The sequence below is a fragment of the Microbacterium sp. P26 genome, assembly GCF_023712585.1.
Classification (GTDB): Bacteria; Actinomycetota; Actinomycetes; order Actinomycetales; family Microbacteriaceae; genus Microbacterium; species Microbacterium algihabitans_A.
Genome location: NZ_JAMAXZ010000006.1, coordinates 238,167 through 253,174 on the forward strand (window position 1 = coordinate 238,167; position 15,008 = coordinate 253,174).

At 71.5% G+C, this 15,008-nt stretch carries 13 protein-coding genes and 1 rRNA gene; 1 reads left to right on the top strand and 13 read right to left on the bottom strand.

What is annotated here, in order from left to right:
• Positions 1–82: 82 nt before the first annotated feature.
• On the top strand, positions 83–427 hold the full coding sequence (locus M3667_RS13075; RefSeq protein WP_154097209.1) for a LysR family transcriptional regulator: 345 nt from the start codon (positions 83–85) through the stop codon (positions 425–427).
• 62 nt (positions 428–489) lie between these two features.
• On the opposite strand, the gene abc-f is transcribed toward M3667_RS13075, so the two are convergent.
• From abc-f to rrf, 13 genes are all read right to left on the bottom strand, one after another.
• Entirely contained in the window at positions 490–2,130 is a 1,641-nt protein-coding gene (gene abc-f / locus M3667_RS13080; RefSeq protein ID WP_251508605.1) for a ribosomal protection-like ABC-F family protein, read from the bottom strand.
• Between the two features lie 82 nt (positions 2,131–2,212).
• Complete coding sequence (gene xerD, locus M3667_RS13085; protein ID WP_251508606.1) at positions 2,213–3,142, bottom strand: site-specific tyrosine recombinase XerD; 930 nt, start codon at positions 3,140–3,142, stop codon at positions 2,213–2,215.
• 1 nt (position 3,143) lies between these two features.
• The gene (locus M3667_RS13090; RefSeq protein ID WP_251508607.1) at positions 3,144–3,722 is read right to left on the bottom strand and encodes an NUDIX hydrolase; all 579 of its coding nucleotides are present in this window, start codon (positions 3,720–3,722) and stop codon (positions 3,144–3,146) included.
• 1 nt (position 3,723) lies between these two features.
• Positions 3,724–5,421 carry a CTP synthase gene (locus M3667_RS13095; RefSeq protein WP_251508627.1) on the bottom strand — a complete coding sequence of 566 codons (1,698 nt, stop codon included), beginning with the start codon at positions 5,419–5,421 and terminating at the stop codon, positions 3,724–3,726.
• Between the two features lie 38 nt (positions 5,422–5,459).
• Entirely contained in the window at positions 5,460–8,321 is a 2,862-nt protein-coding gene (locus M3667_RS13100; RefSeq protein ID WP_251508609.1) for a hypothetical protein, read from the bottom strand.
• Positions 8,318–10,012, bottom strand: a complete 1,695-nt coding sequence (gene recN, locus M3667_RS13105) for a DNA repair protein RecN (protein ID WP_251508610.1) — start codon at positions 10,010–10,012, stop codon at positions 8,318–8,320. The genes M3667_RS13100 and recN overlap by 4 nt, the downstream gene beginning before the upstream one ends.
• The gene (locus M3667_RS13110) at positions 10,009–10,929 is read right to left on the bottom strand and encodes an NAD kinase (protein WP_251508611.1); all 921 of its coding nucleotides are present in this window, start codon (positions 10,927–10,929) and stop codon (positions 10,009–10,011) included. The genes recN and M3667_RS13110 overlap by 4 nt, the downstream gene beginning before the upstream one ends.
• Positions 10,926–11,726, bottom strand: coding sequence for a TlyA family RNA methyltransferase (locus tag M3667_RS13115; RefSeq protein ID WP_251508612.1), 801 nt, complete (start codon positions 11,724–11,726; stop codon positions 10,926–10,928). Before M3667_RS13115 ends, M3667_RS13110 begins: the two co-directional genes overlap by 4 nt.
• On the bottom strand, positions 11,723–11,887 hold the full coding sequence (locus tag M3667_RS13120; protein WP_251508613.1) for a hypothetical protein: 165 nt from the start codon (positions 11,885–11,887) through the stop codon (positions 11,723–11,725). The genes M3667_RS13115 and M3667_RS13120 overlap by 4 nt, the downstream gene beginning before the upstream one ends.
• Before the next feature lie 19 nt (positions 11,888–11,906).
• Positions 11,907–12,944 carry an HAD-IIA family hydrolase gene (locus M3667_RS13125; RefSeq protein ID WP_251508614.1) on the bottom strand — a complete coding sequence of 346 codons (1,038 nt, stop codon included), beginning with the start codon at positions 12,942–12,944 and terminating at the stop codon, positions 11,907–11,909.
• Entirely contained in the window at positions 12,941–13,702 is a 762-nt protein-coding gene (locus tag M3667_RS13130) for a hypothetical protein (protein WP_251508615.1), read from the bottom strand. The genes M3667_RS13125 and M3667_RS13130 overlap by 4 nt, the downstream gene beginning before the upstream one ends.
• A 59-nt stretch (positions 13,703–13,761) precedes the next feature.
• A complete protein-coding gene (locus tag M3667_RS13135; RefSeq protein WP_251508616.1) occupies positions 13,762–14,784 on the bottom strand; it encodes a hypothetical protein in 1,023 nt (340 codons plus the stop codon).
• Positions 14,785–14,931: 147 nt separating this feature from the next.
• Positions 14,932–15,008, bottom strand: a 5S ribosomal RNA gene (gene rrf, locus M3667_RS13140); the annotation flags it as partial.

Sequence of the window (15,008 nt, forward strand, 5' to 3'; positions counted from 1 at the left end):
ACGGACGCTGAGATCCCGCCCGTCGCCGCCTGCTGAGCGGCCCCGGTCGGCTCCGCGCGTCGAACACGGGAGAATGGATGCCATGAAGCTCGAGCACCTCGTCCGGTTCGCCGCCCTCGCTGAGGAGCTGCACTTCCCGCGCGCGGCCGAGAAGCTGCGCATCCCCCTCGCCTCGTTGTACACGACCGTCGACAAGCTCGAAGAGGAGGTGGGGCAGCCGCTCATCTCGCGCACCCCGCCGACCCAGCTCACCCCGGCCGGCCGGCTGCTCCTCGAGGAGGCGCACCACCGCATCGCCGACGCTCCTCCCGCCGCGCCCCGGCAGAAGGCCCCCGGCGGCGGCAAGGCGAAGGCCAGCAAGGGCAAGGGCCGCGCCCCGATCGTGAAGGGCGAGCCTAAGCCCTACAAGAAGCGCCAGGGCCGCTGACCCCGCCCCGCGCTCCTCGGGCCCCGCACCCATCTCGACAAACGCTCCCGGGGCGACGCCGCCTACAGCTCCGACACCTGCCCGGCCTCAACACGCCAGCGGCGGTCGGTCTGCACCGCGGCGAGCATGCGCCGATCGTGCGTGACGAGCAGCAGCGTGCCGGTGTACGACTCGAGTGCCTGCTCGAGCTGCTCGATCGCCGGCAGGTCGAGGTGGTTGGTGGGCTCGTCGAGCACGAGCACGTTGACGCCCCGCGCCTGCAACAGTGCCAGTCCCGCGCGCGTGCGCTCCCCGGGTGACAACTCGTCGACGGGGCGAGTGACGTGATCGGCCTTGAGCCCGAACTTCGCCAGCAGCGTGCGCACCTCGCCCGCGTTCATTTCGGGGGCGAACCCCTCGAAGGTCTCGGCCAGCGGACGCCCGCCGACCAGCAGCGATCGCGCCTGGTCGATCTCGCCGATCGCGACGCTCGAGCCCAGCGAGGCCGATCCCTCGTCGGGGCTCTGACGGCCCAGGATGCCGCGCAGCAGCGTCGACTTCCCGGCACCGTTCGGCCCGGTGATGCCGATGCGCTCCCCCGCGTTGATCTGCAGCGAGACCGGCCCGAGGGTGAAGTCGCCCTGGCGGAACACCGCACCCGACAGCGTCGACACGACCGAGCTCGAGCGCGGCGCCGAGCCGATCGTGAATTCGAGCTGCCACTCCTTGCGCGGCTCCTCGACCTCGTCGAGGCGCGCGATCCGGCTCTCCATCTGGCGCACCTTCTGCGCCTGCTTCTCGCTCGATTCCGTCGCGGCCTTGCGGCGGATCTTGTCGTTGTCGGGTGACTTCTTCATGGCGTTGCGCACGCCCTGACTCGACCACTCGCGCTGCGTGCGGGCGCGCGAGACGAGATCGGCCTTGGTGTCGGCGTACTCCTCGTACTTCTCCCGCGCCTGGCGGCGCAGGGTCGCGCGCTCCTCGAGGTAGGCGTCATAGCCGCCTCCGTAGACGCGGTGGGAGTTCTGCGCGAGGTCGAGCTCGAGCACCCGGGTCACCGAGCGGGCGAGGAACTCGCGGTCGTGGCTGACGAGCACGACCCCGCCGCGGAGCCCTTTCACGAAGGTCTCGAGCCGCTCGAGTCCGTCGAGGTCGAGGTCGTTGGTTGGCTCGTCGAGAAGCGCGATGTCGAAGCGCGAGAGCAGCAGCGCCGCCAACCCGACGCGCGCCGCCTGGCCTCCGGAGAGGCCGGTCATCTCGGCATCCGATCCCACCTCCAGGCCCAGGTCGGCGAGCACGATCGGCATCCGCTCGTCGAGGTCGGCCGCACCGCTGGCGAGCCAGCGCTCGAGGGCGGTGGCATAGGCGTCGTCGGCGCCCACGATCGAGGCGTCGCCGAGGGCCGCCGCCGTGGCATCCATCTCTCTCGTCGCCTCGGCGCACCCGGTGCGGCGGGCGATGTACTGCGCGACGGTCTCGCCCGCGACGCGCTCGTGCTCCTGCGGGAGCCAGCCGACGAACGCATCGCTCGGTGCGAGGCTGATCGATCCGCCTTGCGGCTCGTCGACGCCGGCGAGCAGACGCAGCAGCGTGGACTTTCCCGCGCCGTTCGCTCCGACCACGCCGATCACGTCGCCCGGCGCGACCGTGAGGTCGACGCCGTCGAAGAGCGTGCGGTGTCCGTGGCCCCCGGCGAGGCCCTGCGCGACGAGGGTGGCGGTCATCCCTCTAGTGTCTCAGGCCGTCCCGCCCCGACCCGCACCCCCCGAGGTCTCTGACCCTGTCGAGGGGACCGGACCCGTCGCCTCACCGCGCCCGCGGGTGCGAGATCGCGTACACGTCGCGCAGCGCGTCGACCGAGACGTGCGTGTAGATCTGCGTCGTCGACACCGAGGCGTGTCCGAGCAGCTCCTGCACGACGCGCACGTCCGCTCCGCCCTGCAGCAGGTGCGTCGCGAACGAATGCCGCAGCGTGTGCGGCGAGACGTGGGCGGTGAGCCCCGCCTTCTCGGCGGCGGCCTGGATGATCAGCCACGCGCTCTGGCGCGACAGAGGCGCCCCGCGCACGCCGAGGAACAGCCGCGGTGTCGCCCGCCCCTTCGCGGCGAGCGCGGGTCGCACGCGCGTGAGGTATGCCTCGACCGCGGCGCGCGCGTACGAACCGACGGGCACGATCCGCTCCTTGTCGCCCTTGCCGCGCACGCGCAGCAGGTCGCCGTGGGCGGTGTCGTCGACGTCGAGCTGCACGATCTCCGAGACACGGGCTCCCGTCGCGTACAGCAGCTCGAGCAGCGCGCGGTCGCGCACGGCCGCCGGCTCAGCGGCGGAGGCGTCGACCGAACCGGGCGCGGGTCCCGCGGCATCCAGCAGCTGATCGACCTGGGCGATCGTCAGGGCCTTCGGCAGGCGGCGCGGCGCCTTGGGCGGACGCAGTCGCCCCGTGGGGTCGGCATCCGCTCGCCCCTCCCGCACGAGGAAGCGGTGCAGCCCCCGCACCGACGACTGCATCCGCGCGAGCGACGACGAAGCCGGCGGCGGCTCGGCCGAGGCGCGCTCGGCCGCGAAGTCCGCGATCAGGGCGGGCGTCACGGCCTCCACCTCGACGACGCCGCGCTCGCCCAACCAGTCCGCGTAGACGGACAGGTCGCGACGATACGCGGCCACCGTGTGGTCGGAGAGCCCGCGCTCGAGCGCGACGTGCCGGAGGTAGGTCTCGACCGCGCGCTCGAGCTCCACGTCAGCGGGCGGAGGCCTCGCGGCGCAGCACCTCGGCCGCCGCGAGGGCGCCGGTGGCCAGGATGCCGTTGCGCAAGCGTCCCGCGAGCACGCCGTCGATGACGTCGGCCAGCGGCACGCGCTCGAGGCGCATGTCGGACTCCTCGTGTTCGCGCTCGAAGTCGGTCTCGACCGCGCGCAGACCGCGCGCGAGGAAGAGGTGCACGACCTCGTCGTTGCCGCCGGGGGTCGTGTGCATCGACACGAGGTGTTGCCAGCGGTCGGCGGCGAGGTCGGCCTCTTCGGTCAGCTCGCGCTTGGCGGTCTCCATCGGCGGCTCGCCCGCAACGTCGAGGAGTCCGGCCGGGATCTCCCAGTCGCGCTCCTTGATGGGGTGGCGGTACTGCTGGATGAGCACGACGCGCTCCTCATCGTCGATCGCGATGACCGCCGCGGCCCCCGGGTGCTCGACGTACTGGCGGGTCATCTCGCCGTCGCCGTAGCGCACGGTGTCGGAGCGCACGTCCCAGACCGCGCCCTCGTAGACCAGGTCGGTCGAGACGATCTCGAGGTCGACCTTCTCGTCGCGCAGCTCTTCCATGTCAGTCCTCCTCGACGTCGAACAGCTCGCTCGAGCGGTGACGCTCGAGGGCCGCGCCGACCAGACCGCGGAACAGCGGGTGCGGCTCGGTGGGGCGCGAGCGCAGCTCGGGGTGCGCCTGCGTCGCGATGTAGTAGGGGTGCACGTCGCGCGGCAGCTCGACGAACTCGACGAGGTCGAGGTCGGGGTTGAGGCCCGAGAACACCAGGCCCGCGTCGCTCAGCTGCTGGCGGTAGGCGTTGTTGACCTCGTAGCGGTGGCGGTGCCGCTCCGAGATGTCGTTCGATCCGTACAGGTCCGCGGCGAGCGAGCCCTCCGCGAGCGCGGCGGGGTACAGGCCCAGGCGCATCGTGCCGCCGAGGTCGCCGCTTTCGAGGATGTCGACCTGCTCGGCCATCGTCGCCACCACCGGGTGCGCGGTGTCGGGGTCGAACTCGCTCGACGATGCGCCCTCGAGACCGGCGACGGTGCGGGCGTACTCGATGACCATGCACTGCAGGCCGAGGCAGATGCCGAGCGTCGGGATGCCCTGTTCGCGCGCGAACCGCAGCGCACCGAGCTTGCCCTCGATGCCCCGGATGCCGAAACCACCGGGGACGATGATGCCGTCGACCGCGCCGAGGGCCTTGGCCGCGCCTTCGGGCGTCTCGCACAGGTCGGAGGGGATCCACGTGATCTTGACGTGGGTCTCCTGGCCGAAGCCACCGGCCTTGATGGCTTCGGTGACCGAGAGGTACGCGTCGGGCAGGTCGATGTACTTGCCGACCAGGCCGATCGTGACCTCGTGCTTGGGGTTGTGCACGGCCTGGAGCACGCGGTTCCAGCGCGTCCAATCGACGTCCGCGGCCTTCGAGATCTCGAGGGTGTCGACGATGTAGGCGTCGAGGCCCTGGTCGTGCATCATCGACGGGATGTCGTAGATGCTCGGCACGTCGATCGCGTTGACCACCGCGTCTTCGTCGACGTCGCACATGAGCGCGATCTTGCGCTTGTTCGACTCGGTGACGGGGCGGTCGCTGCGCAGCACGAGGGCGTCGGGCTGAATGCCGATGGAGCGCAGCGTCGCGACGGAGTGCTGCGTCGGCTTGGTCTTCTGCTCACCCGAGGCGCCCATGAACGGCACGAGCGAGACGTGCACGAAGAAGACGTTCTTGCGGCCGAGCTCGTGACGGATCTGGCGCGCCGACTCGATGAAGGGCTGCGACTCGATGTCGCCGACCGTTCCGCCGATCTCGGTGATGATGACGTCGGGCTGCGGCTGCTCGCTGGCCTGCAGGCGCATGCGGCGCTTGATCTCGTCGGTGATGTGCGGGATGACCTGCACGGTGTCGCCGAGGTACTCGCCGCGGCGCTCACGGGCGATGACCTGCGAGTAGATCTGGCCCGTGGTGACGTTCGCGGCCTGGCTGAGCTCGATGTCGAGGAAGCGCTCGTAGTGGCCGATGTCGAGGTCGGTCTCGGCGCCGTCGTCGGTCACGAAGACCTCGCCGTGCTGGAACGGGTTCATCGTTCCGGGATCGACGTTGAGGTACGGGTCGAGCTTCTGCATGACCACGCGCAGACCACGTGCCGTGAGGAGGTTGCCGAGGCTTGCCGCCGTCAGGCCCTTCCCCAGGGAGGAGACCACGCCTCCGGTGACGAAGATGTGCTTCGTCGTGAAAGTCGTGTCGTCTGAATGTCCCGCGTCCGAAGTCTTCATCACGGGCTTCGATCCTATCAGTCAGTGGTGAGAACTGGTCAGCGGGTCGCCGCACTCTTGCGTCTCGGGCGTGCCGGATGCCGAGGGCGCTCGCCCGCCGCAGAGGTGCGGCGCGTCCGGATGAACGCGAAGACCACCACGACGATCGACACCATGAGCGGAACGAGCACCACGGCCAGGATCGGGTCGTCGTCCGACGCTCCCCCCGCGGCCCAGCCCACGAGGAACACCTGCGCGATCGTCAGGCTGGGCGGCATCCATCGTGCGAGGTCGCGTTGCACACCGATCCGGCTGCGCGCGAGGCTTCCGACCAGTCCCAGAACCACCGCGAGCGACCCCAGGACCGGCCCGAGCGCCCACGGCAGACCGATCCACAGCGCATGGCCGATGCCCGGTGCGGGCGAAGCGGCGAACGTCCCCTCCGCGAAGCGGAGCTGCACGCCGCCGTAGCCGTCCGGCCACAGGCTGTCGGGCTCGTACTCGTCGTCGACGTTCTCGTCGAACGCCACCACCGCCTGGGCACCGCGTTGCAGCGTGTCGCCGAACGGGATCGGCGGCTCGTCGGGCCGGTTCGGGGTCTCGTCGAGCCATCCCGAGCCGTCGGTGAGGCTGTCGGCGAGCTCGTCCGAGAGGGTCAGGCTCATCCGCAGACGCTCGGTCTCGAGATCCGGGAGCTGCCACGTCCACGTCCAGCGCGGCATCAGCGCCGTCCACGTGAGCTCTTCGACGGCGGCCCCGTCCGCCTGCGCCGCCACCACGGGGCGATCGAGCGTGTACCGGACCTCGACGTCGTGCTCGCCCTCCCAGTCGTCGGGCAACCGGCTCTGCACGACCGCGTACCCCATCCGTCGCGTCTGTTCGAAGGGCACCGCCTGACCGTCGACGGTGATCTCCTGCACGCGCAGCCCCTGGTCATGGCCGTCGACCACGTCGCGCCACGCGCGCGTGACCTGGGGCACGGCCCGCAGATGCGCCGCGACGTCCGCCCGCAGTCGCTCCACCACGTCGAGCCGCGCGGAGCCGTCGTCCGAGCGGACGAGCGTGGCGTCGAACCGGGCGTCGGTGACGGCGACGCCGTACGACCCGTCGAGATCGTCGACCACGTCGCTCTGATCGGGCGGCGGGCTCGTCGGCGACGCCGTCAGGAACGCGAGCGCGACGGCTCCACCCACCACGGCGATCGCGGCGAAGCGCACGCCGAGCCGACCCGCGCCGAAGAACGTCGGATCGGCTCCGGCTCGTCGGCCGATGCCCTCCCGGGCCAACAGGTCTCGGACGAGGCGGCCGGCTGCCCGCGGACGAGCGAACATCACCACGTAGGGCAGATCGGCCGAGCGCAGCGTCGACCGCTCCGCGGCCAGGGTCTGATCGAGATGCAGGCGCTGGCCGAGCAGGTGTTCGCGCGCGAGCGCGCCCTCGCGGGTCAGCGGACGGGCGCTCAGTGCGATTGCGATGACGGCGACGGCGAGGATCGCTCCCGCGACGGCGGCCACCGGCGGCCACCACTCGAGCGTCAGCGCGCGTTGGTGGGACAGCTGCCGGGCGAGCCCGAACTGCAGGGCGGTCAGCGCGATCGCCCCGCCGAGGAAGGCGTCGCGCACGAACCCCCGCGGAACCCGCCGCAAGCCGTCGTCGAACTGCGCGCGCCACGCGGGCGAGAAGCGGAACGCACGACCCGCGGATACGAGATCGCCCCAGCGCCCCGCTCGATAGCCCGCCCGCGCGAGACGCCGCGTCAGCCGTGGGTTCTCCGGCGAGCGGCGCCACGCCTCGAGGGCTTCGGCGAGCGCTGCGGTCCGCCGTGCGCCCCACAGGCGCGCGTCGAGCGCCACCGAGCTGCCTCTGCGTCGCTGCGACTCGGGCACGAACCAGGCGCGCCCGCGCGCATCTCCCCACGCGACGGCTCGCGCCGCGAGTGCGAACAGCACGCCCACCGCGAGCAGCAGCAGCGGGACGAACGGACCGTACGCCTGCACGTAGAACAGAGGCGAGGGCCCCGGCATGGCGAGCGTCCCGGGCGCGAAGCGCAGGGTGAACCAGAACGAGCCGTGCGGCGGGATGTTCTGGTCGTTCGAGACCTCGTACACGAGGGGGTCGGATGCCGCGTCCTCTGGCTCCAACGTCGTCGACCCGCTCACCAGCAGCCAGGCGATCCCCGATGTGGGCTGACGGGCGTAGGTCGCGGCGAGGTCGCGCGGCACGCTCACGCGAAGAGAGCTCCCCGCCACCCCGTGCGGCCAGTCCGGCCCGAACACGTCCCACTCGAGCACCTGATACGACTGCTGCGACGACGGATCGCGGTCGTCGTAGGCGAGGTCGCGCAGGTCGTAGCTGAGCACGACGTCATGGGAGCCGGTGAGCCGCTCGCCGGCGTCGATCGTGTAGGTCGTGCGGGTGGGGCCGGCGCTCGTGCGCGCCTCGACGATCGCATCGTCGAGCCTGGCCTCGCGCAGCTGTGGACCCAGATCATGACCCTCGTACTGGGAGGCGACGACACGCTCGATCGCGTGCTCGTCGACGTCGTCGGGGAACACCGCCGTGAAGCGTTCCTCCACACGGGCGACCAGCCGCCCCTCGTCGTCGCGAACGACGACGTACTCAGCCGAGAAGTCCTTCGCGAACCACGTGCTGGTCGCATCCTTCGCCGACGAGGTGATGTCGTCGAAGGTCAGCGGGGCGTTCACGACCGGTCCGACCAGGAGCAGAATGCCGAGCGCGGTCACCGCCGCCCAGAACACGCGGGTGCCGGTGCGCAGCCGACGGCCGCCGTGCGACCGCAGCCATGCCTCGAGTCGTTCCAGCAGCCGCGACAGCGCGAGCCAGAGCGGCGTGTGCTGGGGTGCGGGAACGAGCGTCGCCTCCGGCGGCGCCTGTCTCGCGTCGTCGGGGGCGTCGGTCATCGCGATCGCCCGGTCTCCAGCAACTCGCGGGCGTGGGTCAGTGCGGCGTCGGAGTCGCTCAGGCCGGAGAGCAGGCGTGCCATCTCCGCTTCTCGCTCCGCACCGTCGAGGCGGCGGACGCTCGACGCCGTGACCGACCCGTCGTTCGCCTTCACCACGGTGAGGTGGTTGCCGGCGAACGCGGCGACCTGCGCGAGGTGGGTGACCGCGATCACCTGCGACGACTCCGCGAGACGCGCCAGACGGCGTCCGACCTCGATGGCCGCAGCCCCTCCGATGCCCGCGTCGACCTCGTCGAACACGAAGGTCGGAACGGGGTCGACCCCCGCGATCACGACCTCGATCGCCAGCATCACCCGGCTCAGTTCGCCACCGGACGCGCCCCGCGACACGGGTCGCGGATCCGCACCCGGATGCGGGGCGAGCAGGATCGACACCTCGTCACGCCCGTGGGCGGCGGGGGTCGCGGGGCTCACCTGCACCGTGAGCGTGGCGTCGGGCAGGGCCAGCGCGTGCAGCTCCTCGGTGACGAGCGAGCCGAGACGAAGAGCAGCGTCTTCTCGAGCGGCGGTGAGGGCGGCGGCCGCGGTGTCGAGCTCGGCGGCGGCGGCATCGCGCTGCGCCGCGAGTCTCTCGAGGCGGTCTCCGTCGTCGTCGAGCTCGACGAGGCGGGCGGATCCCGTCTCGAGCAGGCCGATCGCGGCATCGACCGACCCGTGCGCGCGCACGAGCGCGGCGAGAACCCCGCGACGCTCATCAACGGCTGCCAGTTCGTGCGGACCCGATTCGTCGAGGTCGGCGAGGTACCCCGACAGCGCGACCGAGGCGTCCGTCGCGCGGTAGCCGAGTTCGGCGACCTGCTCGGCGATCGCGGCGAGGTCGTCGTCGCTGGCGGCGATGCGCTCGAGCGCGCGACGGGCTTCGGCGAGCAGGGTCACGACGTCGGGGGAACCGTCGTCGTTCGACAGGGCGGTGTGCGCGGTGACCGCGGCGATCCGCAACTCTTCGGCGTTCGCGAGACGCTCGGCGCGCTTGGCCAGTTCGTCCTCTTCGCCGGGCTGCGGGGCGATCGCTTCGATCTCGGTGATCGCGGCACGCAACTGCTCCGCTTCACGCGCGCGTTCGTCGCGGTCCGTCGTGAGCGTCGTCAGTTCGGCGTCGAGGCCGCGCCACTCGTCGAAAGCCGCGCGATAGGCGGAGCGCGCGGCCGTCACCGCTTCGCCTCCGAAGCGATCGAGGGCGTCGCGCTGGGCCGACGCCGAGCGCAGCCGCAGCTGGTCCGACTGGCCGTGCACCACCACGAGATCGTCCGCGAGATCGGCCAGCACTCCGGCGGGAGCCGTGCGGCCGCCGACCGTGGCGCGACCGCGCCCTTCGCTCGAGACGGTGCGCCCGAGGTAGAGCTCGGCGTCGCCGCTCCCGACCGGCTCGACATCGCCTCCGGCTTCGCGCACACGCGCCGCGACGGGGCCGTTCTCGGGCACGAGCCACACGCCTTCGACGGCGGCCTGAGCCGCGCCGGAGCGCACGGCGCCGGAGTCGGCGCGGGCCCCCAACAGCAGACCGAGACCCGTCACGACCATCGTCTTGCCCGCGCCCGTCTCACCGGTGATCGCGGTGAAGCCGCGGCCGATGGGCAGCGTCGCGTCGGCGATCACGCCGAGGTCGCGCAGACGCATCTCTTCGATCACGAGACGCCTCCGGCCATTCCACGCCACCCGGTGACGGGCAGGCGGAACTTGCGGACCAGGCGATCGGTGAACGCGGCGGGGTGCAGACGGGCGAGGCGCACCGGACGCGAGGAACGACGCACCATCACGCGCGCACCCGGGGGCAGCTCGTGCGAGCGTCGGCCGTCGCACCACAGGATGCCACTGCCGCTCGTGCGCTCGAGCACCTCGACCGCCACCATCGCGTCGGGGCTCACGACCAGCGGCCGGGCGAACAGCGCGTGGGCTGAGAGGGGGACGACGGCGATCGCCTCGACCGTGGGCCAGATGACCGGGCCGCCCGCCGAGAAGTTGTAGGCCGTCGATCCGGTCGGCGACGCGACGACGATGCCGTCGCAGCCGAACGACGACAGCGGTCGTCCGTCGACCTCCATGACGACCTCGAGCATGCGCTCCCGGCTGGCCTTCTCGACGGTCGCCTCGTTGAGCGCCCACGTCTCGAAGATGACCTCGTCATCGGCGTCGAGCACGCGCACCGCGAGGGCCAACCGCTCTTCCACCGAGTAGTCGCGCGCGATCACCCGATGCACCGCGTCATCCATGTCGTCGCGCTCGATCTCGGCGAGGAAGCCGACGTGGCCCATGTTGATGCCGAGGATCGGGGCGGTCCCGCCGCGGACCATCTCGGCCGCCCGCAGGATCGTTCCGTCGCCGCCGAGCACGATCGCGAGCTCGACCTCGTCGATGCTCACGTCTTCACCGAGCGTGGCAACGCCTTCGAGCGAGAGACGGTCGGCGAGTTCGGGGCGGTCCTCGGCCGACACCACCGGCGTCGCGCCCGCGGCCCGCACGGCGGTGAGGATGCGTTCGGCGGCGTGGACGGTGTCGTCACGGCGCGCGTGGACGACGAGGAGGATACGGCGATCGCTGGGGGTCATCGGCTTCCGGTCAGTCGGGTCACGGTGCTCTCCCATTGTGAGGGGTCGGTGCCCCGTGAGGCCGAGAACCACGCGACGTACTCCTGGTTGCCGTGCGTTCCCACGATCGGCGAGGCGATGAGTCCTGCTGTGCGGAGTCCGGCGTCCCATGCCGCCCAGAGCACTCCGTGCACCGCGTCGGAGCGAAGTGCCGGATCGGTCACCAGACCGCCCTTCACCGCGGTGCGGCCGACTTCGAACTGCGGCTTGATGAGCAGTACGACGTCGGCGTCGGGCGCGGCCGTCGCCACCACCGCGGGAAGCACGTGGTGCAGCGAGATGAAGGACAGATCACCGGTGACCACGCGGGGGCGCTCGGCGACACGCGTGGCGGCGGCGAGGTTCTCGGCGGTCATGAACCGCACGTTATACCCCTCCACCGACACCACGTCGGGGTCGGATGCCACGACTGTGGACAACTGCCCGTGCCCGACGTCGACGGAGAGGACGGGACGAGCGCCCCGCTCCCGCAAGACCTGCGTGAATCCGCCCGTCGAAGCGCCCATGTCGAGCGCGACGGACCCCTCGACCTCGAGGGAGAAGGCGTCGAGAGCCGCGAGGAGCTTGTGCGCGCCGCGGCTGACGTAGTGGTCGGTGCCGGCGACGACGATCTCGCTGTCTTCTCCGACGGGCGCTGAGGCTTTCACCACTGCGCGGCCGTCGACGGAGACGAGACCGCCGGCGATGAGCTGGGCGGCGTGGGAGCGGGATCGCGCGAGACCGCGCGAGGCCAGCTCGGCGTCGAGGCGCGCCGTCACGGTCGCGGCGCCGACGGGTCGCTCGGAGCTGATTCCAGGCGGCGGGCGAGCTCGTCGTGCAGCGCGGCGAAGGCCTGCGCGCGCATGTCGAGAGGCTGCTCTTCGATGAGACGCAGCCGATCGATCAGCTCGGGAGCGGCATCCGGGGCGGTGTCCGACATGGATGCCATGCTACCGAGGTCAGCGCACGCGGAACGGGTCGGCGTAGAGCCTCTCCGGAACGCGGAAGCCGAAGATCGCGCGGCCGGAGTTCCAGATGGCCGCGGCACCGGCGCGCAGCAGATCGATCTGACGGTCCCCTGCCGACACGATGCGCAGGTCGACCCCGTCGATCTCGACGATCGCGTCACCGACGCGGGTGCGCTCGCCCTTGACGACGGTCGCGGGATACGGCTCGAAGAGCTGACGGAGGTCTTCCACGATGTAGTCCGGACGCTGCGAGGGCGGTGCGGCGAGCACCTGCTTGGGCCGGTCGATGCCGGTGAGCACGAGCAGCGACTTCATCTCGGCCGTGAGCGCGCCCTGGATGTCGGTGTCCAGTCGGTCGCCGATGAAGAGCGGATGCTCGGCTCCCGTCCGGGTGACGGCCTCGTCGAAGATCGGACGCTCGGGCTTGCCGGCGATCGTCGCGAGGCGACCGACGGCGGTGTGCACCGCCGATACGAGCGTGCCGTTTCCCGGCGCGATCCCGCGCGCCTGCGGGATGGTCCAGTCGGTGTTGGTCGCGACCCAGGGGATCCCGCCCTCTTCGATGGGCGTCGCCAGGGCGTAGGCAGCTTCGGCGAGCTGCGCCCATCCCACCTCCGGAGAGAACCCCTGCACCACGGCAGCGGGAGAGTCGTCGGCGCTGCGGGTGACGACGAACCCGGCCTTCTCCACCTCGACGACGAGTCCCTCGCCACCGATGACCAGGAGAGTCGCCCCCGCCGGCACGAGGTCGCGCATGAGGCGCATCGCCGCCTGCGGGCTCGTGGTGACATCGGAGGGCGTCACGTGCAGACCGAGCGAGGTCAGGTGCTCCGCGACCGACGCGTCGGTGCGCGACGCGTTGTTGGTGATGTACCCGAGGCGACGCCCCTCCTGCTGGGCGCGGTTCAGGCTGTCGACGGCGTGCGGCAGCGCTCCCGGCCCCGCGTACACGACACCGTCGAGGTCGGCGAGCACGACGTCGACTCCGTCGAGCGGCGTCGGGGCGGCTTTGCCGCGCCCGAAGATCATCGTGCGTCCCCCGCCTCGTCGTCCTCAGTGGCGGAGTCGGCGGCGTCCGCGTCGGTGCCGGCTACGTCAGCGGTGTCGACGTTGCGCTCGGTCACGTCGGCGGGCTGGATCTCTTCGACGGACTCCGCGTCTCCGGTGGATTCCGCCTCATCGTCGGCGACGGGGATGACAGCGGATGCCACCTCTACCCCGCCCTCGTCGTCGATCAGGTCGATCTCCTCGACCACGATCACCTCGCGATCGGCCACGCCTGCGGCGGCATCGAGCGCGTCCGCGGCGATCTCCGCGCGTCGCTCCCACTCGGCGGCCTCGTCGAGACGACCGAGTTCCTCGAGCACGGCCGCGCGGGCGGAGAAGAGCGCCGGGCTCCACTCGAAGGCGCGGTCGGGGTCGGCCTCGGGGATCTCGAGCTCCTGGAGCGCACGATCCGCCTGGCCCAGGTCGAGGCGGGCACCCGACATCGCGATCGCCAGCTGCACGCGCACCGACGTCGAAAGGGTGGAGCGATCGACAGCGCGTCCCTCCTCGAGTGCGCGGTCGGGGCGACCGACCCCGCGCTCGCTGTCGACGATGAGGGGCAGCTGCTCGTCGGAGCCGGTGATACGACGATGGGTGCGGAGTTCGCGCAGCGCGAGCGCGAAATCGCCGACGGCATAGGCCGTGATCGCAACAGTCTCACGCACGACGCCGACACGGCCGGCGCTGCGCGACGCGGCGAGGGCATGCGCGTGGGCCAGCGCAGGGTCTTCGTCGATCATCCGTGCCGCCATGGCGAGGTGACGTGCGACGTTGTCGGCGTTGTCCTTGCTGAGCGTCTTCAGCTCGTTGCGGGCCGCACCCGGAAGGTCGTACGCAGTGACGTCTTCCGGCAGCTCGGGCCCGCGTTCGCGTTGGTCCTGCGGCGGGCGCGTGGCCCGCGCGTCATCGCGATCGAAGCGACGCGGCGCTCCGGCACCCGGGCGGCTGTCGCGTGACGGACGGCGGTCGCCGCCGCCGAATCCGCGGGACTCACCGCCGCGGTACGACGGCCGGTCGCCGTCCTGTCGGAAGGGCCGATCGCCATCACGACGCACCGGACGGTCACCGTCACGACGGAACGGCCGGTCGCCATCACGCGGCGGGCGGCTTCCGCTGTCGCGCTGGAAGGGACGGTCGCCATCACGGCGAACGGGGCGGTCACCGTCACGCGGCGGGCGGCTCCCCCCATCACGCTGGAACGGACGGTCACCCTCACGACGCACCGGACGGTCGCCGTCACGACGGAACGGACGGTCACCATCACGCGGCGGGCGGCTTCCGCTGTCGCGCTGGAAGGGACGGTCGCCATCACGGCGAACGGGGCGGTCACCGTCACGCGGCGGGCGGCTCCCCCCATCACGCTGGAACGGACGGTCACCCTCACGACGCACCGGACGGTCGCCGTCACGACGGAACGGACGGTCACCGTCACGCGGCGGACGGCTCCCCCCATCGCGCTGGAACGGACGGTCACCCTCACGACGCACCGGACGGTCACCGTCACGACGGAACGGACGGTCGCCATCGCGCGGCGGACGGCTTCCGCCGTCGCGCTGGAAGGGACGGTCGCCCTCACGACGAACGGGGCGGTCACCGTCACGACGGAACGGACGATCGCCGTCTCGCGGCGGACGACTTCCGCCATCACGCTGGAACGGACGATCGCCATCACGGCGAACGGGGCGATCGCCATCACGCGGCGGACGGCTCCCGCTGTCGCGCTGGAAGGGGCGGTCACCGTCACGACGAACGGGCCGCTCGCCATCACGACGGAACGGACGGTCACCTCGAGGAGCTGACCCTCCGCCGGAGGACTGTCCACGTCCGAACGCGCGGTCGCCCGAGCGCCCTTCGTTGCCCTTGCGCTCGTTCGCGTCGTCCGTCGACATGACTGTCCTCCTCAGGGTAAAAGTACCCGAAAATGCGAAATGGCCACCCAGCTTTGGGTGGCCATTTCGACTTAAAGGAAGTCCGGCGGTGTCCTACTCTCCCACAGGGTCCCCCCTGCAGTACCATCGGCGCTGAGAGGCTTAGCTTCCGGGTTCG